This is a genomic window from Candidatus Accumulibacter propinquus (genome assembly GCF_056856495.1).
The window spans coordinates 100,760-121,097 of sequence record NZ_JBSEHC010000007.1 but is presented as its reverse complement, the minus strand read 5'-3'; the positions used below and the strand labels follow the sequence as shown (position 1 = coordinate 121,097).

19 protein-coding genes and 1 pseudogene are annotated in these 20,338 nt (G+C 63.8%); 6 read left to right on the top strand and 14 right to left on the bottom strand.

The window, feature by feature from the left end:
• Nucleotides 1-12: 12 nt before the first annotated feature.
• Together AC15MQ_RS21355 and AC15MQ_RS21350 are read right to left on the bottom strand one after the other, a co-directional pair.
• Entirely contained in the window at nucleotides 13-288 is a 276-nt protein-coding gene (locus tag AC15MQ_RS21355) for a hypothetical protein (RefSeq protein WP_483081267.1), read from the bottom strand.
• A gap of 183 nt (nucleotides 289-471) precedes the next feature.
• Nucleotides 472-1,581: a PQQ-dependent sugar dehydrogenase gene (locus AC15MQ_RS21350; RefSeq protein WP_483081266.1), complete on the bottom strand. Its 1,110-nt coding sequence runs from the start codon at nucleotides 1,579-1,581 to the stop codon at nucleotides 472-474.
• Nucleotides 1,582-1,865: 284 nt separating this feature from the next.
• Here AC15MQ_RS21350 and AC15MQ_RS21345 point away from each other — a divergent pair, with 284 nt between their 5' ends.
• Together AC15MQ_RS21345 and AC15MQ_RS21340 are read left to right on the top strand one after the other, a co-directional pair.
• A complete protein-coding gene (locus AC15MQ_RS21345) occupies nucleotides 1,866-2,558 on the top strand; it encodes a hypothetical protein (protein WP_483081265.1) in 693 nt (230 codons plus the stop codon).
• Between the two features lie 546 nt (nucleotides 2,559-3,104).
• Nucleotides 3,105-3,599: a PEP-CTERM sorting domain-containing protein gene (locus AC15MQ_RS21340; protein WP_483081264.1), complete on the top strand. Its 495-nt coding sequence runs from the start codon at nucleotides 3,105-3,107 to the stop codon at nucleotides 3,597-3,599.
• A gap of 353 nt (nucleotides 3,600-3,952) precedes the next feature.
• On the opposite strand, the gene AC15MQ_RS21335 is transcribed toward AC15MQ_RS21340, so the two are convergent.
• The gene (locus AC15MQ_RS21335; RefSeq protein WP_483081263.1) at nucleotides 3,953-5,170 is read right to left on the bottom strand and encodes a hypothetical protein; all 1,218 of its coding nucleotides are present in this window, start codon (nucleotides 5,168-5,170) and stop codon (nucleotides 3,953-3,955) included.
• Nucleotides 5,171-5,376: 206 nt separating this feature from the next.
• Here AC15MQ_RS21335 and AC15MQ_RS21330 point away from each other — a divergent pair, with 206 nt between their 5' ends.
• Entirely contained in the window at nucleotides 5,377-6,801 is a 1,425-nt protein-coding gene (locus AC15MQ_RS21330) for a DUF2252 domain-containing protein (protein WP_287654148.1), read from the top strand.
• 46 nt (nucleotides 6,802-6,847) lie between these two features.
• Nucleotides 6,848-7,458 (top strand): annotated as a pseudogene (locus AC15MQ_RS21325) (SulP family inorganic anion transporter); the annotation flags it as partial.
• A gap of 62 nt (nucleotides 7,459-7,520) precedes the next feature.
• On the opposite strand, the gene AC15MQ_RS21320 reads toward AC15MQ_RS21325, so the two are convergent.
• The 9 genes from AC15MQ_RS21320 to AC15MQ_RS21280 form a co-directional block, all read right to left on the bottom strand.
• The gene (locus AC15MQ_RS21320) at nucleotides 7,521-8,435 is read right to left on the bottom strand and encodes a transporter (RefSeq protein ID WP_483081262.1); all 915 of its coding nucleotides are present in this window, start codon (nucleotides 8,433-8,435) and stop codon (nucleotides 7,521-7,523) included.
• A 105-nt stretch (nucleotides 8,436-8,540) separates the two neighbouring features.
• Nucleotides 8,541-8,993, bottom strand: coding sequence for a tellurite resistance TerB family protein (locus AC15MQ_RS21315; protein ID WP_483081261.1), 453 nt, complete (start codon nucleotides 8,991-8,993; stop codon nucleotides 8,541-8,543).
• A gap of 10 nt (nucleotides 8,994-9,003) precedes the next feature.
• A complete protein-coding gene (locus AC15MQ_RS21310; protein WP_483081260.1) occupies nucleotides 9,004-10,887 on the bottom strand; it encodes an ATP-binding protein in 1,884 nt (627 codons plus the stop codon).
• A gap of 37 nt (nucleotides 10,888-10,924) precedes the next feature.
• Nucleotides 10,925-11,635 carry a PspA/IM30 family protein gene (locus AC15MQ_RS21305; RefSeq protein WP_287670444.1) on the bottom strand — a complete coding sequence of 237 codons (711 nt, stop codon included), beginning with the start codon at nucleotides 11,633-11,635 and terminating at the stop codon, nucleotides 10,925-10,927.
• A 97-nt stretch (nucleotides 11,636-11,732) separates the two neighbouring features.
• Nucleotides 11,733-12,617 (bottom strand): hypothetical protein, encoded by an 885-nt coding sequence (locus AC15MQ_RS21300; RefSeq protein ID WP_287654143.1) that lies wholly within the window; start codon nucleotides 12,615-12,617, stop codon nucleotides 11,733-11,735.
• Nucleotides 12,618-12,619: 2 nt separating this feature from the next.
• On the bottom strand, nucleotides 12,620-13,477 hold the full coding sequence (locus tag AC15MQ_RS21295; RefSeq protein ID WP_483081259.1) for an ABC transporter ATP-binding protein: 858 nt from the start codon (nucleotides 13,475-13,477) through the stop codon (nucleotides 12,620-12,622).
• Nucleotides 13,474-14,271 carry an ABC transporter permease gene (locus AC15MQ_RS21290; protein WP_483081258.1) on the bottom strand — a complete coding sequence of 266 codons (798 nt, stop codon included), beginning with the start codon at nucleotides 14,269-14,271 and terminating at the stop codon, nucleotides 13,474-13,476. The genes AC15MQ_RS21295 and AC15MQ_RS21290 overlap by 4 nt, the downstream gene beginning before the upstream one ends.
• A gap of 23 nt (nucleotides 14,272-14,294) precedes the next feature.
• Nucleotides 14,295-15,992, bottom strand: a complete 1,698-nt coding sequence (locus tag AC15MQ_RS21285) for a phosphate ABC transporter substrate-binding/OmpA family protein (RefSeq protein ID WP_483081257.1) — start codon at nucleotides 15,990-15,992, stop codon at nucleotides 14,295-14,297.
• Between the two features lie 24 nt (nucleotides 15,993-16,016).
• Nucleotides 16,017-16,733: a methyl-accepting chemotaxis protein gene (locus AC15MQ_RS21280; protein ID WP_483081256.1), complete on the bottom strand. Its 717-nt coding sequence runs from the start codon at nucleotides 16,731-16,733 to the stop codon at nucleotides 16,017-16,019.
• Nucleotides 16,734-16,824: 91 nt separating this feature from the next.
• Between AC15MQ_RS21280 and AC15MQ_RS21275 the strand changes: the two genes are divergently transcribed.
• Nucleotides 16,825-17,565: a M50 family metallopeptidase gene (locus AC15MQ_RS21275; RefSeq protein WP_483081255.1), complete on the top strand. Its 741-nt coding sequence runs from the start codon at nucleotides 16,825-16,827 to the stop codon at nucleotides 17,563-17,565.
• Nucleotides 17,566-17,611: 46 nt separating this feature from the next.
• Here AC15MQ_RS21275 and epmA read toward each other — a convergent pair whose 3' ends face one another.
• Together epmA and efp are read right to left on the bottom strand one after the other, a co-directional pair.
• The gene (epmA, locus tag AC15MQ_RS21270) at nucleotides 17,612-18,559 is read right to left on the bottom strand and encodes an EF-P lysine aminoacylase EpmA (RefSeq protein ID WP_483081254.1); all 948 of its coding nucleotides are present in this window, start codon (nucleotides 18,557-18,559) and stop codon (nucleotides 17,612-17,614) included.
• Nucleotides 18,560-18,683: 124 nt separating this feature from the next.
• The gene (efp, locus tag AC15MQ_RS21265) at nucleotides 18,684-19,253 is read right to left on the bottom strand and encodes an elongation factor P (protein WP_483081253.1); all 570 of its coding nucleotides are present in this window, start codon (nucleotides 19,251-19,253) and stop codon (nucleotides 18,684-18,686) included.
• 40 nt (nucleotides 19,254-19,293) lie between these two features.
• Between efp and epmB the strand changes: the two genes are divergently transcribed.
• Nucleotides 19,294-20,322, top strand: a complete 1,029-nt coding sequence (gene epmB, locus AC15MQ_RS21260) for an EF-P beta-lysylation protein EpmB (protein WP_483081252.1) — start codon at nucleotides 19,294-19,296, stop codon at nucleotides 20,320-20,322.
• Nucleotides 20,323-20,338 lie beyond the last annotated feature (16 nt).

Genomic DNA, 20,338 nt, shown 5'->3' with positions numbered 1-20,338 from the left:
ACCGCTCTGTGATCAGTCGTTCTTCATCTCTTCAGCTTTTTGCCGCATCGTCTTCCTGGGTGCGATCAGATCGAGCCTGGGACAAGGCGCCCCGGGATCGTTGATGATGACCAGATGCCCTTTGGGCACCCTTTTCTGGACTTCGGCGTCCAGCAGGAGGGTGTCCATGCGAACGGGCGGGGCACTCCCCTGCCATACCAGCTCGTTGGCCGACGTGTAGATCAGATAGCACGCCGAAGATGCTGAGGTGGAAACGGCGAATGCCAGTAAAGCGAAGATCGTTTTCATGATCAGACCTCCTGAAAGTCCTGTGCGGTCATTCTAGCGCGCTTGCCGCTGTCTTGATCGTGGATTCGCTGATGACCGTCGGCGAGGCCTGCTGAAAACTGGCGCGGGGTACGCGCCACACGCGGGCGAGACGCCGTCTCATCATCCCCGTGGTGCTGCGCGGATTCGACGGTGGCCACCCGCTCAGCCGCGATAGGTGATGCGATAGATCGCACCGGCGAAGTCGTCGGAGACCAGCAGCGAGCCGTCGGGGAGCACCAGCACGTCGGCGGGGCGTCCCCAGGCGCTCTCGCCATTCAGCCAGCCGCTGGCGAAGGGTTCGTAGGCGATGACCCTGCTGCCTTGCAGGCGCACCAGCGTCACCCGGTAGCCGATCTTCCGGGAGCGGTTCCACGAACCATGCTCGGCGATGAAGATCTGGTTCCGATACTGCGGCGGGAACATCGTCCCGGTGTAGAAGCGCATCCCCAGCGCGGCAGCGTGTGGCGCCAGTTTCTGCGCCGGCGCGGCAAACTCCCGGCAGGCGTGCCGGGCGCCGTATTCCGGATCGGGCAGATCGCCGGCGTGGCAATACGGATAGCCGAAATGCATGCCGGAGCGGGGCGCATGGTTGAGTTCGTCCGGCGGCAGCTCGTCGCCGAGCAGGTCGCGGCCGTTGTCGGTAAACCAGAGCTCCCCGGTCTGCGGCTGCCAGTCGAAGCCGACACTGTTGCGCACCCCGCGGGCATGGACTTCGGCGCCGCTGCCATCGGCATGCATGCGCAGGATATTGGCGTAGCGCTGCGGATCGGGCTCGCAGATGTTGCAGGGAGCGCCTACCGGCACATAGAGTTTGCCGTCCGGGCCGAAGGCGATGAATTTCCATCCATGATGCGTCTCGGTTGGCAGCCGGTCAGTCACCAGCACAGCGACCGGTGGCTGCGCCAGGTGTCGCTCGATATCGTCGTAGCGCAGGATGCGGTTCACCGCCGAGACGTAGAGACTGCCGTCCTTGTAGGCCACGCCGACCGGGCGCTGCAGGCCGCTGGCGACGACGCTCACGGCTTGTGCCTTGAAGCCGGCGTCGAAGCGCACCGCATGCACTTTTCCGGCCTGCATCGAGCCGACGAACAGCGTGCCGCCGTTGCCACCGTGGCGGCCGAGCGCCATCTGCCGGGCGTTGTCGACGCGCGCCCAGAGTTCGATGGAGAAACCCGGCGGCAAGCTGATGCGCTCCAGCGGCAATTCGACTGCCGCCACGCGCATCGAGATCAGCGCCAGAACCAGTCCATGGCGGATAGTGATGCGGCGCATGTTGACTCCTCCCGGGGGCTGAAGCGGCAATGCGAGTATCCCCGAGCCGGGGCCTGGCCGCAAGGACCGGAACTCGACTTGCCACTCCGGCCATCGCCACCGCAGGCGGTGGCGTCGATTCCGGGTAACCGACGAGCAGTCCGGGTTGATTTGCCAGTCGGCGCTTGCGCGCTGCCAGCCTTGGTCGACCAACAAGTTCGGTATTACTTCATTTCCAAGAATAATGCATGATGTCTGGCATTTTATTGACGTCACCCGGGTACTTGCCCAGAAAGGAAAACTGAATGAACCCCTCGAAGAAGATCTGTTTGAGTCTTGCTGTGACAGCCCTGCTCGCCGCACCGAGTGCTTTTGCCTACAACGAGTTCAATGCCCGGATGGATTGCTTGAGCAAGGTGGTTCATTGGGGCTCATCCTATTCGAACCCCGAGGACGTTCGTGCCGACGAAACCGGTCACCATTCATTCAACGTGAGCGGAAGAGTGAAAGATCGGGAGAACCGTAACCATCGCTTCGATTGCCGCATTGACCACAAGGAGGTCGTCAGTTGGAATGTCGGCTCGGATGACTCGGATTCCGACAGGAAAAAGGACAAGAGGAACAAGGCTCTGATGATCGGCGCCGGTGTTGTGGGACTGGCGGCCTTGGCCGCCGTGATTGCCAGCAGTAACAGCAGCAATGACCAGTCGCATGCAGAAAGCCGTACCGTCTACAACGCCGGCAAGGCCAATCCCTTTGACGACATGCGTTACCTGAGGAGCGAGTGCAGGAACGTGGTTCGGCAACACCTGGTTCATGATCACGGCTCGGTAGACGATCTTGATCTGGAACAGGTGAATCTGAACGGCCGGACGCTGAGCGGCGATGGCCGCGTTTCCTTCGAAACAGGTGGCGCGCGAAATCTGGCTTATACGTGTCAGTTTGATCGTGGCGGCAACATCGTCGATGGCCATTACAGCTATCGCGGTCGCATGTAGGTCGTCGGTGTGACGTCGTCAGGGCGACCAGGTTGGTCCGTTTTTTCAATGGCAAGGGGGGACAAGCCTCCAGACGCAGTGCTGCAGGCGCACGCTCGCCAATCAGATCCGCGGCCAGCGTCCTCCTGGCAGGTTCCACGAAGCCTGCAACAGGCTCGACGAGCTGCGTTGGCCATCGAACACCAGCGGCCAAGGTCCTGCCATGATCGATCGCCTCCGACAGCCATACCCGACCACACCGGAAATTATGCCAAGATACTACACCAGCGCCGTTGTGGATTGCGCCTGCAACAGCCATCAAATCTGAACCTGCGTATACGCCGACAAGTAATCAGCGGCGTGTCGCGGAAGTGTCGAAAAATTTTACAGTTTTGGGGATGCCGATCTCATTGAATTCGCAAGCCATTGAAAGAATTAACGCAAGCAATCATTGGCACACGTTTTGCTTATTACACTTCCGTAGGCTGCCCCATTTCATCGATACTCCAGAGTCACGGGCGATTGATGCGGTCTTTCCATCACGACACTTTGTAAAGGATCCTTCCCATGAAAAAATTTCTCTCTGCAGTTGCCACCTCTATCGCGTTGTTCGCCTCGGCTCCCGCCTCCGCAGCGCTCATCAATCTCGACACCCTGGTCGGATGGGACATCCAGGACCAGTTTGATGGTGTGCCCTTTTTCTACGCCAACAGTTTCACCACCTCCGTTGGCAAGACTGTCAAGGTGACCGACCTCTACGTTTGGGGCGATGAATACAGGTACTACATCAACGACGTCGCTATCGGGACGATCTTGGCCCCCAATCCGCCTGCCGCCTTTGACGCGGACCCGGACTCGGCTTACAACAGCGGGTTGTTTGCACGCGCGTTGATCTCGGTTGCGCCGGGCGATGTGTTGAAATTTGAAGCCATTACGCTGCCTGCAGGTTTTCCAGACGGAACTATTGCGGTCTCGGTCGCTGCCGCGCCTGAACCCGGCGCGCTCGCCCTTCTCGGTCTCGGCCTCGCCGGTCTGGCAGGTTCACGTCGGCGCAAGCAGTAATCGGCAACGCCTGAGATCAGTTAAGTCGGCCTGGTTGTCTTCTTCTGGATCGCCGTCAGTGGTATGGCGGCTCCAGATACTCCAGCATCTTGCTTGCCCGCCTGACCATGTTCTCGAGGACCATCTCTTCCGTTTGATCGCGCGGAGAGATGATCTCCGCAAGCCTCATCGCGGCACCCGGTCGTTTCGGCCGCATTCGCGTGGAGCGTAAAACTGCCGGCACTCGCCACCGGCTGGACATTCTTCATCGTCGCGTCGTTGCCGGCGATCATCGCCAAGATGATCGAATTGACAGTCACCAAATCGAGAAGGTCAGAGGCAGTTCGGAGTGCTGGTGCCGCTATCGCCGGATTTCAGAACAACACGCCGAACAGCTTCTTCAGCAGATCTTCCAGCGACATCATGGTCAGTGCGAGTGGCACGATCGGCGCCAGCGTGGCGACTGTGAGCTGGAGGAGGATCTCCTTGGTGACCGGCAGCGAGCGCATGGTCCGTACCACTTCGTAGCTGTTGCCCAGGTCGGCAAGCGACTGGATGTCGCCGCTACCGACAAACGGTTCGCCGGCAGGCGCGCCGCCACGCTGCCACTTCGCATCGAACTCGCGTACGTAACGCTCGGCCAGTGTGCCATATTCGCGCAGGCCGAGCCGCTTCGCCTGGGCAAGCTGTGGAGCAAATACCAGCAGGGGGCCGAGGACCAGGCACAGCATGAAGATAAGCATGACGGCGATCTCGGCCTTGAACTGCGGTAACGAGGCGCCGAGGAAGAAGATCCGGTTGGCGATCTGTCCCGCAAGCAGCGCGCCGTGCGCTGTTGCGAGCAGAGCGAAAGCATAGACCGTATTGGAGAGAAACCCCAGGCCGCCGAGGCGATCGGGATGCAGAGGAACCAGACGCAACTCGATGCGTGACACCTGCCAGAGGAAGCGCATCCAGACGAACAAGCGAAAATACCAGCGGACCAGCAGAAACTGGAAAATCGGCAGGCTCACGTAGCCGTACCACATCCCGGCAAACGAGAGCCGCGAACCGTCAGCGCTGGCTGTTGCGTACCAGGTTGCCGCGTCGAGTGCCGTGTAATGCCGCCAGACGATCAGGACGCCGACGCCATACACCAGAATGATCAACAGCACTTCGGCGAGCACCGAGTTGCGCAGCCGCATTGCCGAAACGATGGCTGCATCGAAGCTCGTCCTGGCGCTTTCGGGAATCAGGTTGCGCTCCAGGAACAAACCGACTACTGAACGCATGCGCCGATGCACAACCAGCTCGGCAAGGATCAACAGCGGCATCGCCAGCAGGAAGCGGACGTGAACATCCACGTCGAGCAGGAAAGGGACGCTCTCACTGCCACCAAGAATCTGCCCCTGCAGCACGGAGAGCAGCAGCAGTGGCAACCAGGCCATGAGCGAGATGACGACGATCCGTTGGCGAACCATCATCAGCGCATCGTCGGCGAGATGCACCCGCCGCAGCAGTTGGAAGAGCGGCCCGCCCAGGACGAGTGAAAAGTCTGGCTGATCGTTGCACAGGTCCAGAGCGTCGCACGATATAGAGGTGTCTGATTTCATTGGGTGCATCTCCTTGGCAGGCAACAAGGGGGCGTCTTCTCAATGTTCCTCGGCCAGGTTCGCGGCGCTTACGGATTCGGCGATTCAAGAGTACTCACGGCCAATGGCCACAAAAGGGACTGGCGCCGGCGCCACTGGCATTGCCCATATGCTGTGACTATACTCCAGTTATGTGATACGTCTTTGTGACCGCGGAGGTTCTTGAAATGTCCAAAGCCAGGTTTGATGATCATCCGGAGAGCACCACCGAGAACAGCCAAACGGCGGTTCTTTCGCCGGAGGAGCGCCGTGCACAGGGGAGTGCCTTACGCGACGCCGTATCGCGCGAAGCTCAGGGTGGATGGAAGCCGCCGAAGAAGCGACGCGATCCCATTGACTTGCTCGTCGCATCGAACGAGGGGCGGATGCCCGAACTCGTGCCGATCCGCTTCGGGCGAATGTTGCAGTCGGCGTTCACCTTTTACCGCGGCTCGGCGGCGATCATGGCCGCCGACCTCGCGTCCACCCCGAGCTCCGGACTCCGAGTACAGGCCTGCGGCGACGCGCATCTGTTGAATTTTGGTGGCTTTGCCACGCCCGAGCGGCAGGTGGTCTTCGATGTCAATGACCTTGATGAGACACTACCGGCGCCTTGGGAGTGGGACCTCAAGCGTCTGGCCACGAGCATCGTCATCGCCGCGCAGTATTTGCGCCTGCACGAGAACGAGGCCGCACGGGCGGCGACGGCGACGGTGCGCGCCTACCGCGAGCGGATGATCGAATATTCGTCGATGCGCTCGCTCGACGTCTGGTACGACACGATCCCCCTTGAGCGCGTCCAGGCCGAGATGGGCGGAAGCAGCGACAAACTCAGGAAACTCATCGCCAGGCGGATCGAGAAAGCGCGCCAGCAAAGCACTGTCGAAAGCGTTTTCCTGAAGCTCGCGGAACATCACGGGGCACTGCCGAAGATCAAGGACAATCCGCCACTCGTCTTTCATTTCAGCGAGGAGCAGGCGCCGGCGATGCGGACACAGTACCGGGAAGCGCTCGCCACGTACCGCGAGTCACTCCCCGAGCACGTGCGCGTACTGTTCGACCGTTTCCACTTATGCGACCTGGCGGCCAAGGTCGTCGGCGTCGGCAGCGTCGGTACCCTCTGCGCCGTCGGGCTGTTCATGGCCGCCGACAATGACCCCCTCTTCCTGCAAGTCAAGGAAGCGCGGGCGTCGGTGCTCGAACCCTATGCGGGCCAGAGCCTGCATGCCAATCACGGCCAGCGCGTCGTCGCCGGGCAGCGCCTGATGCAGGCGGCGAGCGACATGTTCCTCGGCTGGACGACCGGGGAAAACGGCCGGCACTTCTATATCCGCCAATTGCGCGATGTCAAGATCAGCGCGATTGTCGAGGGCTGGGATGTCGACCGCCTGATCATCTATAGCCGGTTGTGCGCGCGGGCGCTGGCGCGCGCGCACGCGCGCTCGGGCGATGCAGCGCTGATCGCCGGCTACATGGGTTCAAGTTCCCTCTTCGACAACGCGATCTGCGAGTTTGCCGTCGAGTACAGCGACCAGAACCAGCGCGACTACCGGACTTTCGTCAAGGCAGTCCGGGAAGGGCGACTCGAAGCGCAGGTGGAGGAAAATCCATGAACCCGGGCGCTGATACCGAGGAAGCGCGACCTGCGAGTACACTACACTGGCGCGCGCAACCCCGGTCAGCTGCTGGCGCGCGGTCTTTCCCCCGGCGCTGTGGCTCACCACATACCAGACCAGGTGGCTGGCCAAGGACGCGATCGCCGGGGTAACGCTGGCAGCCTACGGCATCCCGGTGTCGCTCGCCGGCTTGCCGCCGCAATACGGCATCTATTGCTATCTGGTCGGTGGCCTGTTCTACGCGCTGTTCGGCTCGTCGCGCCAACTGGCGATCGGCCCCACCTCGGCAATCTCGATGCTGGTCGGGGTCACGATCGCCGGCATGGCACAGGCGCTCCACCAAGCTGGGCGTCGATCGCGGCGCTGACCGCGGTGCTCATCGCCACAATGTGCGTAGTGGCGTGGCTGTTGCGCTTGAGTTCGCTGGTCAACTTCATCAGCGAAACCATACTGCTCGGCTTCAAGGCCGGCGCAGCGCTAACCATCGCCATGACCCAATTACCCAGGCTGTTCGGGGTCAAGGGCGGTGGGCATGGATTCTTCGAGTCCGCCGTCACCCTTGGTAGCCAGCTCCCCGATACAAACTTCGCCGTGCTGGCTTTCGGTCTCGCCGCGCTCGCCGTGCTGCTGCTCGGCGAGCGCCCTGGAGCGCCAACTCGCCGAGTCGACCACTTGTCCTGTCGCGAAGCGCCCGCCTGGCAAGTCTTGCTGCCGCGTCACAACCCGCCGCCCCAGCGGTACTGCCAGGCAATTCCGATAAGATCGTAGTTATTGTCGGTGCGTGCCGACACCCCGCTGCTCGCGTAGATCTTGATGGAGTGGCGAACGTCCACGGGGAACGCCAGCGTGCCGCCGACACGCCAGTTCTGCTGGCGGTCATCGCCGCGCACGCCGTTTAGCGTCGTGCGGCCACCGGCAAAAGTGGTGGCGTCAAGCGAAGCCCAGACCCCCGAGCGGAAGCCGTAGATCACATGCCCCTGCAGCGAGTAGATCGGGTCCTGCGAACGCGTGTGGCCACCGTAGAAATCCCGGTTATCGGTGTACAACGTTGCCGCGGCCTGGAATTCGAGCGTCCATGGACCCACGGCTTTGGAAATTCCCACCTCTGGCCTGAACGACCAGCGGTTGGTGCCGATATTGACCACCCGGCTGGAGTCGTACTGGCTCGCCGGCATCGACACCTGCAGGCTTGCGCCGATGATCAGGTCCTGCTCGTAATTCCTGAACTCTCGCAACGTCAGCGCTGGCGCCCCGTACAGGTTGACCGACAAGCGGAAGCGTGGATCGGCAAAACCTGTAACGTTGCGCTCGAACGGTTGCCCCGCGACCTCGGCCGTTCCCGAGAGCCCGGTGTACGGCACGATGGCATCGAACTTGCCCGACTGGCCCCACACATCGAACACCCGCGCATAGGCAAGAACCGCATTGGACGTCTTGAGTTGCGCGTTCTTGACGGGCAGCGAGGCGTCGAAGGGCACCGCGCCTTGCGTATAAGCGTAGCCCGCAATCACGAAGTTCATCCCCAGCGGCGCGTTCGAGTAGGCGCGCGGCTCGATCTCCTGCGCCTGCGCGACGGCCAGCGTGCCGACCGCCAACCCGCCGGCAGCAGCCTTCAGGTACAGTGGATGCAACCGGCTTTCCGTTCCAGGAAATGTCTTCCCCGCCAGCCATGATCAACCCGAACGATCCGGCCAGGGCAGTGATGAACCCGCTCCATGCTCGCCTGGTGATGCACTTCAGCCGAGTTCGCGCGCCACCACGGCCACCGAGCCGGCATCGGGTAACCTGGCCAGGTGCGCGAGCATGTAATCCCTGACCAGGGCGAGCAACTCATCGACGCGGGCCGGCGGGGCGCCGATGTCGTCGGCCACCGCTCGCACTGCCGCCAGTTCCTCGCCGGTCAAGGTTCCATCGGCGTAGGCCACCATCAGACAGGTGGCAAGCACCAGATCGCGCTCGGCGGCTTCACCAAAAATCCGGGTCAAGTTACCGCCCCGTCCGTCTTCTTCCAGAGTCGCGAAAGCCGGCCAGTCGGCGCTTCCATTGCGACCGCCATCGTAAAACAGGCGAATCAGGGCCACTTCCTCGTTGGTCTTCGCGCCATCGACATGCGCGATGCGCAACAGCAGGCGGGTGGCGGCAATGCACTGGTCGGCATTGAGGGATACGTCTTGCAGCAGAGGAAACATACGAACTCCTTCAAGAGTGGATCTGGCGCCGCAGTTCGGCAAGCTGTTCCTGCACCGCGCGCGCGGACAGCGATCGGAAGCGTTGTGGCAGCAGCGAGCGTCGCGAGGTCTCGGCCACCGCGAGCATTTCCATATAGCGCACCATCGTCGTCTCCTGCGGTGGCATGAAGTCCTCGATGGCCCGCGCGAGAATCTCCGGACTGACGACCGGCGAAGGCACCCCCCTCGCCTGCGGATCGACACCGCACGGAGCCTCGTCGGTCCGGAGCGCGCGCTCGGCAAACTCGGCGGCGAGCAGGGCAACGGCTTCGAGGTCGGCGTTCGAATAGCCTTCGAGGGGTTCGCAGGCGGCGAGCAGGTCGTCTTCCGAAAGCGCGACGGGCACCCGGTAGCGCTGAAAAACGGCGCTGACGACGGCGGCGCGTTCGCCGGCGCTCTCGGCGTAGAAAAAGGGAATCTTGCGATCAAGGCGGCCGGGGCGTTTGATGTCGGTATCGAGCTTGTCGGGGCGGTTGGTCATCAGGATGAACAGCACCTGGCCGCGATTCTCGGGATCGGACATGAATTCCTTGAGGCGGGCGATAACGCGCGAGCTCGTTCCCCCGTCGGAATCGTCACCCTGCCTGCCGAAGCTGCGGTCGCCTTCGTCGATGACCAGAGCGATCGGTCCCATGGCCTTGACCGTCGCCAGGACGCGTTCGAGATTGGCCTCGGTCGAGCCGACCCACTTCGAGCGGAAGTTTTTCAGGGCGATGCCGGACAACCCCGCCTCCTTGAGGAAGGCCTTGATCACGAAGGTCTTGCCGGCGCCCATCGGCCCTACCGCGAGCAGTCCCATCGGCGCGCGCGCTCGCTCGCCACTGACGATCAGGCGCGCGATGTCGAGCAGTTCACCCTTGATGTGCGCGTTACCGCCGACGCTGTCCAGGCCGTGCCGCGGTTCGATGAACTCGATCAGACCGGCGCACTCCTTTTCGATCAGCTCGCGCTTGCGCTGGCGCACGACGGCCATCATTTCGCTCGCCGGGTCGCCGCCGTCGGGCAGCGCGCGCGTCGGATCGACGAGTTGCCGGATCTCGGCAGGGGTCATGCCGGCGGTGATCGCGGCCAGCTTTTCGGCACGCTCGGCAGCCTGCGGGCTGCCTTGCAGCAAACCGGTGATCAATGTCCGCCGCTGCGCGTGACTCATGCCCTGCGGCGCTTCGCTGGCGACGATGCTCGCCAGTTGCAGCAGGCGCAGGCCCGCGGTCTGGTCGGCGAGTTGCTCGGCTTCCGCGGTCTTCATCGCCGGTGCATAGTGACGGATCGCCGCGTGCCGGCCGGCGCGGTCCGGCATCGGCACCTCGATGGCCAGCACGCGCGGATGCGTCAGCAGTGCCGGACTGAGATCGGCCAGCGATTCGCTGACCAGGATGACGACATTGTCACGGTCGGCAAACTGTTCGTCGAGCGACCAGCGGTGCAATGCGGTGAAGGCGCCACGCTCCTCGAGCGAGAGAAAGTGCAGCTCGGCGGCGGGAAAAATGGTCCCCGCATAGGGAATCAGCAGCGCGCTGGAGCGCTGCTCGCGCATCTGACGTTCGAGCGATTCGAAGATCCCGGCGAGACCCTTGCCTTCGAGATGGCGGTAGAGTTCCGCCTTCTCGTCGATGCCGCCACCCTGGATCACCCGTACGCCACGATCGATACTGAGTTCGAAGATGCGCTGCTTGTTGTCCTTGAGCAGCACCTCGCTGAGGAAGGGCAGCAGCGTGTAATAACTTTCGCCGACCTGGTAGCGGTCGAACACGTTGCGATAGAGCACGAATACCGACGCCTCGCCAGCCAGGTACTTCTGGCGCAGGGTCTCGGCCCAAACCGGGAGGGCTGGCCGGCCGCCGCTCTCGGGACTCACCGACGTCCTCCAGCCCGGCTGCGTGACACGTCGCGCATCACATCGCCTTGCCGGCGGTATCGGTCTGCACGTTGCGCGCGCGTTTCATTTCCTCGAGTTGCTGGCGGGCGGTGATCGCGCCGCTGCTCTGCCGCAGCTTGGCGAGCTTGACGTCGAGATCGGAATCACGCAATTCGCTGCCCATCTTGGCCTCGGCGACGGTGTTCTTGATGTGCTCGCGGACGTTGTCGAGCGCCCGGACTTCGGCATCGACCGACAGGCCTTCGAGCTGGTTCTGAATCTTCAGGCGCGCCTGCGCGCTGTGCATCTGCGCCAGCATGCGGTCCTTCTCGTCCTTCAGCTTCTGAATCTCGGCCTTGACCTGGATCAGCGAATCCTTCGCCTCCTGCGCGTCGGTACGCGCCTGCTCCATTTCCTGTTCCAGCAACTTGGTGCTGGCCTCAAGGGCGTTCTTTTTCTGAATCAGCACGATGCCGAGTTCATCCTGGCCGGTGGCCAGCGCCGCATTGAGGTCGGCGGAGATCGCCGCCAGTTCGCCACGTTCGCTTTCCAGGCGCGCCGAGATTTCCTCGCGCCGACGCATGATCGCCGCCGTGGCGCTCTTCAACTTGCCATACTTCTCGATCATCGAGTCGATGGCACTCTGGTAAGCAATCTCGGGATGCCGTTTTTCGACATCGGAGATCCACAGCGAGACAAAGCCCGACCAGAGATTGGACAGGCGCCCCATAAAATTGATGTCAGCCATCGCTTTCTTCCTTTCGTGAGCCGGTCAACCGGCCGTTCCTGAGTTACCCAATGATACGGCGCAACGGTCAATCGTCGACCCCACTCGTCGCCGTCGGCTAGCCGGCACTGCCGGAACTGCCCACCGCCACCAGGCGCCGCTGCCGCCCGGCCGCCGCCGCGGTCGGCATCGCCACGCCCGGCACGGCTTCGGCAAGATCGCTGGCCAGGTCGGCCTCGATGTCTTCCTGCAGCCGCAGCTTGCCGATCGCCTCTTCGAGCCGCGTCCCGACCTCCTCGCTCACCGGCAGGGTCATGATCGTCTGATAGATTTCGTCCAGTTGGTCCGGCATCGACAGCATCGCCGCTTCGAGCGCCCGCCGCCGACTCAGCATGCGGTTGTGCCGCTCGATGACGGCCAGGTAATCGGCGCGGGCCTTCTGCAATTGACGCAGGTCGGTGCCGGGACGCGGCGCCGCCAACTCCCGTTCCAGAGCCGCGACCTTGGTCTCGACCTCACGCAGATTGACCGACTCGGCCCGGTCGTCCATGACCAGCAGCGCCAGCCACAGCGCCAGATATTCGAGGGAGACGTCGTCCAGTTGCTCGACGTCCCGGTAGGCGAGCCGGCCATGCCCGGTTTCTGCCCGCTGGTACAGCGACTGCACGCGTTCGTACATGCGCTGATAAGTGCGCAGCGTCGCTGCGGGCAGCGCGCGCTTGCCGGCCCTTTTCTGAATCTCCAGCATCAACTGCTCGCGCGAGGCCTGGCGGGAGCGCGCCCGCCAGCGACGGTCGACCTTCTCGCGGAAGGTCGGCAGCGACGGGATGTGCAAGGCCGCAAGGATGTCGCCGGCGGCAAAGGCGATCAGCGGCAGTGCGCCAATGCCGAAGCCAAACGGAATCGACAGCACGACGCCAAGGGCCAGCGACCCGAGACCAGCGTACAGGTTGGTCTGACTGGTCAGAACCTCCCTGACGTAGGAGGGCTTGGCGGCATCCATGCCTAGACCGTAACCCGGACCTGGCCCTTGCCGGGACTGGCCTGGTGCAGTTGATTGAGAATGCGCTCCTCGAGCGCCTGCGCCTCGCGCGAGCGTTGCCAGGCGGCCGACCGCGGACGCGCTTCGTCGATCAGGAAATCGTCGGCGACGCGCGCCGGCTGTGTGGACAGGACGATGACGCGGTCACCGAGCATCAGCGCTTCGGTGACGTCGTGCGTCACGAAGACGACCAGGCACGGCCAGGCCTGGTACAGGCCGATCAGCAACTGCTGCATCTCCTCGCGGGTCTGCGCGTCGAGCGCCCCGAAAGGTTCGTCCATCAACAGAATGCGCGGCCGCAGGACGAGCGCCCGCGCCAACGCCACGCGCTGGTTCTGTCCGCCCGAAAGCTGCGCCGGCCGCAGGCCGACCTTGTCCGAGAGCCCGACCGCCTTGAGGATGTCGGCGACGCGTTGCCGCCAATCCGCTTCCGGCACCTGCGAACGCCAGAGCTTGAGGCGAAACGGGAACGCGACGTTGTCGAACACCGACAGGTCCGGTCGGTTGGCATAGCGTTGAAAAACCATCACCGCGTCGTCGTGCGGAGCGTGGCATGCGACCCCGTCGATCAGTACGCTGCCCGCAGTCGGGGTGTCGACGCCCATCGGCCGCACGCCGCCGAGCATGTGCAGGATCGTGCTCTTGCCGCAGCCCGAAGGGCCGAGCAACATGTTGATGCCGGGCTGGTCGAAGCTCAACGAAACCTTGTCGATGACGCGCGTGACGCCCCCGCCGGGCGCCGGGTACTCCTGGACGATGTCCTTGATGACCACCGCCACGGGCTTTGCCGCCGCCACGGGTTTCGCGGCCGCCAGGTTCATAGCTGCGTCTCCCAGGGATACAGACGGCGCTTGAGCCAGACCATCAGTTGATAGGTGGCCAGGGCCAGGGCGATGATCACCATGATGCCGGCAAAGACCTGGTCCCAGGCACTGAAGCGCCGCGCATTCTGGATCAGCTGCCCGAGTCCTTCACGCGCATTGACGTATTCGGCGACGGTGATGTAGGTCCACATCACCGAGAAGGCAACGATGACGGCATCGGCGATGCGCGGCATGGCCATCGGGATGACCGCCCGGTGGATACATTCCCACGGCGTCGCGCCGAGGTCGCGGGCGCCGATCCAGTAGCTCTGCGGCACCGCCTGGATGGCGTCGCGTACCATCGGAATCAGGTACACCACGGCGCCGATGAACAGGAAGGCGATCTTCATCGTCTCGCCGATGCCCAGCCACATCACCAGGATCGGCAGCAGCGCCACCACCGGCGCGGAACGGAAAGGATCGACCAACGGCGACAGGGCGGCGTTCACCTGCGGTGCCGCACCCATGACGATGCCGATCGGAATGCCGATGCAGATCACCAGCACGCCGGCGACCAGCAGGCGACCGACCGACCACAGGGTGGCGGTGAGCAACATGCTGCCGCCGTCATGCCAGCTCAGGTACGACAGCGCCGTCAACACTTCCCACGGCGCCGGCAGCTTGGTCGAGCTGACCAGTCCCGATGCCGCGACAAGGCTCCACAGCAACAGCACCGCCAGGGCAGCGCCGACGCCGAGCAGGCGCCGCCGCCGGCTATCGAGCGGCGCGTAGGGGTTCCAGAATTCGGACATCGATGGGCGCTGGCGGCTCGGGTTCAGCGGCCGCCGAACACGGCCACCCGGGTGGTCCGGTTCATCGCCCGACAGTCCTCGGCCGACAGACCCTCGCTGGCGGCGTTGGCCTCGACGCAAAGCGGACGATCCGGGCCATTGCCGACGATCTTGAAACGCTCGCGCGGAAACTCCCACTGCGTAACCAGATAATCGACCACCGCCCGCGCGCGCGCCGCCGACAGGCGAAGATTCACCTCGCGAGTCCCGGTCGAATCGGAATTGCCGCTGACCTCGAAGTAGGCCTTGCCGTTGTTTTCGATGAACGGCACCATCTCGGTATCGACCGTCTTCTGCGCGCGCTTGGTCAATTCGGCGCTACCCGAGGCAAAACCCACCGTGACCGGCTTGGTCACCATCGCTTCCTGCTGTGTCGCTTCCCTCAGCGCCGACTGCGTGAACGTGCTTTGCGGTTTGGCAGCGGCGTCGGCGGCGGCCTTGTTTTCCCCGAGCATGGACCTGATGAAGCGGTAGTCGAAGCTGTCCTGCGGCGCAATCACCGGCGACTTCGGATTCGCGAGCGCGCCGGCCTTGCGATAAATCTCGTCGAAGCGCTTGTAAACCCGTTCGTAGTGATTGGTACCGCCGGCCAGACCGAGAATGCGCGCGTTTTCCTCGACACCGGTCCACACCAGGTTGGCGAACAGGCTCTTGACGAATGGCCGGCCTTCCTTGTCAGCCAGCAACTTGAAGAATTCCTGCGTTCTGACCAGCGCTTCCACGGCGTTGTCCGGGTTGCTGCGTGCCGCCTGCACGCCGTCCATCCAGCCGGCGACAAACTTCTGCACCACTGCCTGTCCTTCCGGCTTGGCCAGCAGGCGCGAGTCGCAGACCATCACGTCAAAGATCAGGTTGGTCGCGGTCTTGGTCGAATAGACGACATGCGCCCCCTTGACGTTGCGCAGGGCCAGCGCGAGATCCGGGTCCCACAGCACCGCCGCATCGACGGCACCGGATTCGAGCGCGGCGCGCACGCCGGCTGTCCCCTCCTCGGCGTTGATGAACACCATCTTGACGCTGTCCTTCTTGCGCGCGGTCAGCGAGGAATTGTCGAGGGCGTCGATCAGCATCCCATGCGAGGGGGTGAACTGGAGCAGCGCAACCGAGCGACCGGCCAGATCCTCGACGGCCTTTATCGACGCATCGCGGGCAATCACCGCGTCGCCACCCTGGGTGTTGTCGACGATCATCACCGCCTTGCCGTCGAGGCCGGCGTTGCGCAGGTTGGGCTGCTCCTGTGCCCAGAAATCCGAGGTCCGCCAGGCGCACTGGGCGGCACCGGACTCGAAGACGGTGGCCAGCGTCGGAATGTCGTCCTGGATGACGAAGCGCACATTGACGCCCTTGCTGCCGTAGATCGAACCCGGCTGCGTGTTCAGATCGTTGCCGTTGGCCACCAGCGCCGGTGCGTAGCCATGAAAACTGACCAGACTGACCTTCAGCGGATTGGCGGCGCTGCCGAGCGGCGCATTCTTGTCTTCCACGGTCGAGGTTTTCGATGGCGTGGCCGGCGGCGACTTGCCCTTGGCCGCCGCCTCGGGTGCCGACGCTGCCGGCTTCGGCAACGATGGCTGGCCACCGCCAAAGCGCTCCTTGAGCCCGAAATTCCAGGCCAGCGAACCGGCCACGCCCAGAACGATGACGGTAATCAGCCCCTTGGCCAGCGGCGTGAGTTGAGCCATGTGATCTTCTCCTTGCTCGGGACTTCAGTGTGCGGCGCCAGGCGCCTTGAAAGTGTTGGGAATTTCACGCAGGCGCTCGATCTCGGCATCCATGCGGCGGGCCTCGCGCGCGGTGGCCTCGCGTGCGGCGCGCAAACCGGCTTCGACACTGGTCGATTCCTGGGCCGCACGCGTGACTTCGCGTTCGAGCAACTGCTCGAGTTCGGCAATCTGCTTGCGGATCGCCGCGCTGGCTTCGTCAAGCACCACCCTGATCTGACTGACGAGTTCGCCCGACTGCCGCTCGCGCTCCTGCATCTGCTCCGCCAGGCGACGCTTGTGCTCCTCGAGCGCCGCAATCTTGAGATCGGCGTCGCGTACGCAATCGTCAATCTGCCAGTTGTCGTCGGCGGCGTCCATCGCCAGAACGGCGGACTTGCGCGTGCCGGCGTCCATCGCCCGCAGCCCATCCAGCAGGCGCAGCAGCTTCTCGGCCGGATACGGCGATGCGGGTACACCGGCCGAAGCGAAGAGATCGCTGAAGGTCGCGCCGTCGAGGTCGGCACAGGCGTCGGCCAGCGACGGCAGGTCGGGCGCGGCGGCGGCAGTCCCCGCGTGCATGCGGGTCTCTGCTACCTCGGCAGGCGGCGCGGCGGGGGCGTCCGGCACCGCCACCGGGCGCTCCGCCGTGGCGGCCAGTTGTTCGTCTTCCGAAAGCTCAATCAGCTTTGCCTTCGCCAGCAGACTCAAGATCCCCTTCATCCCCACTCCCGGAATGCTTGCCTGGTTGCAGAACCGGGCAGAGTCAGGGATTATACGAACGAAAGGTCGCAATGCAAGAATTTGCCCCACAATGAGCTTCCCGCCAAACGCGTCGGCACGCGCGCCGACGCCCCCTGCCGACGCCCATCCGCTGCGCAGTCTGCTCTGCGTACTGGCGATCATCGCCGTGGTCTGGCAGCTTCCGTACGGCCGCTGGATGCTCTACCCGCTCTCGCTGCTGGCGACCTGCGCCCACGAACTCGGGCACGGTTTCACGGCCATGCTCGTCGGCGCCGAATTCCGGAGCTTCGCGCTGCATGCCGACGGCTCGGGGCTGGCTTTGTGGCAGGGTTCGGCGGGTCGCCTCGCAACCGCTCTGGTGGCTGCCGGCGGCCTCCTCGGGCCGACGCTTGCGGGCAGTCTGCTGTTGATCCTGGCGCGCTCGTCACGGCTGTCGCGAACGCTGCTCTGGCTGCTCGCCGGTGGTTTGCTGGCGGTCGTCGTCTGCTGGACCCGCAATCCGTTCGGGGTGATCTTCCTGGTCGGCGCCGCCACCTTCTTCGCCGGTGTGGCGCTCTGGCTGGGCGACCGCAGCGCCACCTTCGTCCTGCGCCTGACCGGCGCGGTACTCTGTCTGAGCTGGCTGCAGCACGTCGACTACCTGTTCTCGGCCGGTGCGACCATCGACGGCATGCGCCACGCCTCCGACACGGCGGTCATCGCCCAGGCATTGTGGTTGCCGTACTGGTTCTGGGGCGCGGCGATCGCCCTGCTGTCGTTTGCCGTCCTGGCCTGTGGTCTGTGGGCGGCGACTCGGCCACGCACGCCGTAAGCGACGCGGCCAGTGGCGGCGGAAGCTCTGGCGGCGCCAACAGTCTTTACCGGTGCGACCCGGGGAAGGCCATTACCTCATCTAAAGCGTCACCGCCGACGGCGAGCATCACCAGGCGGTCGAAGCCGAGCGCGACACCACTGCAGTCCGGCAGACCGTGTTCGAGCGCGGCCAGCAGTTTCTCGTCGAGCGCAATGGCCGGCAGGCCAAGCGCTTCACGTTCGCGCAGATCGGCGGCAAAACGTCGGCGCTGTTCGCCGGCATCGAGCAATTCGTGATAACCATTGGCCAACTCGACGCCGCGATAGTACAGCTCAAAACGCGCAGCCACCTGTTGGCCTTCCGCATCCACGCGCAGGCGCGCGAGTGCCGCTTGCGACGGCGGGTAATCGACCACGAAACACAGGGCGTCGTTACCGAGTCGCGGTTCGATGACGTGGCTCATCAACAACTCCAGCCAGGTATCGCGATCGGCGTCGTCGAAGGCGATGTCGATGTGCCGCCTGGCCACGGCGGCGAGTTCGCTGATGTTGCAACTCAGCGGATCGAGATCGAGATGGCTGCGAAACAGGTCGCGATAACGATGGCGGACACTGTCCGCCTCACCCAGGGCGAGGCGGGCGACGGCAGCAACGTCGTCGATCAGTTCGTCAAGCGAGAAGCCCAGGCGGTACCACTCGAGCAGGGTGAACTCGGGGTTGTGCCAGCGACCTTCTTCGTCGGCGCGGAAAACCCTGGCGATCTGGTAGATCGAGCCACTGCCCGCGGCCAGCAGGCGCTTCATGGCGTATTCCGGCGAGGTCTGCAGGTAGCCGGCAGCCGGCACGTACAGGCTGTTCAGATGCGGATCGCTGACCGTGGTCAGACAGAGCTGCGGGGTCTCGACCTCCAGCACCTGCCCGGCAGCAAAATGGGCGCGCAGTCGCGCCAGGATCTGCGCACGGCGACGCAGGTTTTCGAATGAGGCGCTGGGTTGCCAGCTGACTTGCGGCATGCGGGATTTAGTCCTAGCGCAACACCGCGCACCGACCAGGCGCGCGGCCGTGCAAGCGGTGAAGGGTATGCCCTCCCCACGACCAGGGGAGAGGCGGACTGACGACCGACTCGGACGGAAGCGATCAGGCCTTCACGCGCGACACATATTCGCCCGAGCGCGTATCGCACTTGACGATTTCGCCCTGATTGACAAACAACGGCACCTTGACCACCGCGCCGGTGGTCAAGCGCGCAGGCTTGGTGCCGCCGGTGGCGGTGTCGCCGCGCACGCCCGGTTCGGTCTCGACGATTTCCAGTTCCGCGAAATTCGGCGGGGTTACCCCCAGCGGCACGCCGTTGTAGAGCATGATGGTGCAGATGTCCTGCTCCTTGAGCCACAGCGCGGCATCACCGACGGTCGCCGCGGCCGCCTGAAACTGTTCGAAGCTCTCCGGCTCCATGAAGTGATAGAACTCGCCGTCGTTGTACAGGTACTGCATCTCGCGGTCCATGACGTCGGCAGCCTCCAGACTGTCACCCGACTTGAAGGTCTTTTCCCACACGCGGTTGGTCTTGAGGTTGCGCAGTCTGACGCGGTTGAAAGCCTGGCCCTTGCCGGGCTTGACGAATTCGTTTTCGAGGATCGAACAGGGATCACCGTCCAGCATGACTTTCAGGCCGGATTTGAATTCGTTGGTAGAATAGGTTGCCATTGCATCCCCTCGTGAAACCATCTGAAAAATGAAGGGCGCCATGATAGCGCGAAGCCCCGATGCGCAGGGCAAAAACGCGCACCGTGAGCCGTGGCAAATGGCGCTGCAGGATGTCGTCAGCGACAGTGACGAGTTGCTGGCGCTGCTCGGCCTCGCACCCGCGGCGCTGGCCATCGACGGCGACCCGGCTTTTCCCTTGCGCGTGCCGCGTGCCTTTGTGGCGCGCATGCGCCGACACGATCCCGACGATCCGCTGCTCAAACAGGTGCTGCCGCTGACCGCCGAGCGCGCGCTGCGGCCAGGGTTTTCGCACGATCCCCTGGCGGAACTGGCCGCCAACAAGCTGCCGGGGCTGCTCCACAAATACCACGGTCGTGCACTGCTGATCGTCACCGGCCATTGCGGTATCCACTGCCGCTACTGTTTCCGCCGCCATTTCCCTTATGCTGCCAGACAGCCGTCGCGCCAGCAGTGGTCGCAGGTCTTCGACCATATTCGCCGTGACGATTCGATCAGCGAGGTGATCCTGTCGGGTGGCGATCCGCTGGCGGTACCGGATCGTCAACTGCAGTGGCTGATCGACCAGATCGAGGCAATTCCCCAGGTCAGCCGCCTGCGCATTCACAGCCGCTTGCCGGTGGTCATTCCGCAGCGCATCACCGCCGCGCTGGTCGCCATGCTCGCCGACACCCGCCTGCAGGCCAGCATGGTCATTCATGCCAACCATGCGCAAGAACTCGACGAAGACGTCGCCGCTGCGCTGCAGCCCTTGCGCCGCGCCGGCATCGTCCTGCTCAATCAGACGGTGCTGCTGGCCGGCGTCAATGACCAGGCGGAAACCCTGAGCGCACTCTCGGAGCGTCTGTTCGCGATCGGTGTCTTGCCCTACTACCTGCACCTCCTCGATCAGGTCGCCGGCGCCGCGCATTTCGAGGTCAGCGAACCGCTTGTGCACGGCTTGCGCGCAGCACTGCTCGAACGCCTGCCCGGTTATCTGGTACCGCGATTCGTGCGCGAGTTGCCACATGCGCGGTCGAAGGTTCCGGTATTCCCCGGCGCGTCACCTTGACGTCGGCGTCGACACA

What these genes read in the sequence shown, in the direction of transcription:
- AC15MQ_RS21290 (WP_483081258.1), bottom strand. Translation starts at nt 14,271, where the DNA reads ATGTCCGAATTCTGGAACCCCTACGCGCCGCTCGATAGCCGGCGGCGG.
- AC15MQ_RS21335 (WP_483081263.1), bottom strand. Translation starts at nt 5,170, where the DNA reads ATGAAATCAGACACCTCTATATCGTGCGACGCTCTGGACCTGTGCAAC.
- AC15MQ_RS21345 (WP_483081265.1), top strand. Translation starts at nt 1,866, where the DNA reads ATGAACCCCTCGAAGAAGATCTGTTTGAGTCTTGCTGTGACAGCCCTG.
- AC15MQ_RS21295 (WP_483081259.1), bottom strand. Translation starts at nt 13,477, where the DNA reads ATGAACCTGGCGGCCGCGAAACCCGTGGCGGCGGCAAAGCCCGTGGCG.
- AC15MQ_RS21315 (WP_483081261.1), bottom strand. Translation starts at nt 8,993, where the DNA reads ATGTTTCCTCTGCTGCAAGACGTATCCCTCAATGCCGACCAGTGCATT.
- AC15MQ_RS21330 (WP_287654148.1), top strand. Translation starts at nt 5,377, where the DNA reads ATGTCCAAAGCCAGGTTTGATGATCATCCGGAGAGCACCACCGAGAAC.
- AC15MQ_RS21350 (WP_483081266.1), bottom strand. Translation starts at nt 1,581, where the DNA reads ATGCGCCGCATCACTATCCGCCATGGACTGGTTCTGGCGCTGATCTCG.
- AC15MQ_RS21280 (WP_483081256.1), bottom strand. Translation starts at nt 16,733, where the DNA reads ATGAAGGGGATCTTGAGTCTGCTGGCGAAGGCAAAGCTGATTGAGCTT.
- AC15MQ_RS21300 (WP_287654143.1), bottom strand. Translation starts at nt 12,617, where the DNA reads ATGGATGCCGCCAAGCCCTCCTACGTCAGGGAGGTTCTGACCAGTCAG.
- epmB (WP_483081252.1), top strand. Translation starts at nt 19,294, where the DNA reads ATGATAGCGCGAAGCCCCGATGCGCAGGGCAAAAACGCGCACCGTGAG.
- AC15MQ_RS21340 (WP_483081264.1), top strand. Translation starts at nt 3,105, where the DNA reads ATGAAAAAATTTCTCTCTGCAGTTGCCACCTCTATCGCGTTGTTCGCC.
- efp (WP_483081253.1), bottom strand. Translation starts at nt 19,253, where the DNA reads ATGGCAACCTATTCTACCAACGAATTCAAATCCGGCCTGAAAGTCATG.
- AC15MQ_RS21355 (WP_483081267.1), bottom strand. Translation starts at nt 288, where the DNA reads ATGAAAACGATCTTCGCTTTACTGGCATTCGCCGTTTCCACCTCAGCA.
- epmA (WP_483081254.1), bottom strand. Translation starts at nt 18,559, where the DNA reads ATGCCGCAAGTCAGCTGGCAACCCAGCGCCTCATTCGAAAACCTGCGT.
- AC15MQ_RS21285 (WP_483081257.1), bottom strand. Translation starts at nt 15,992, where the DNA reads ATGGCTCAACTCACGCCGCTGGCCAAGGGGCTGATTACCGTCATCGTT.
- AC15MQ_RS21275 (WP_483081255.1), top strand. Translation starts at nt 16,825, where the DNA reads ATGAGCTTCCCGCCAAACGCGTCGGCACGCGCGCCGACGCCCCCTGCC.
- AC15MQ_RS21305 (WP_287670444.1), bottom strand. Translation starts at nt 11,635, where the DNA reads ATGGCTGACATCAATTTTATGGGGCGCCTGTCCAATCTCTGGTCGGGC.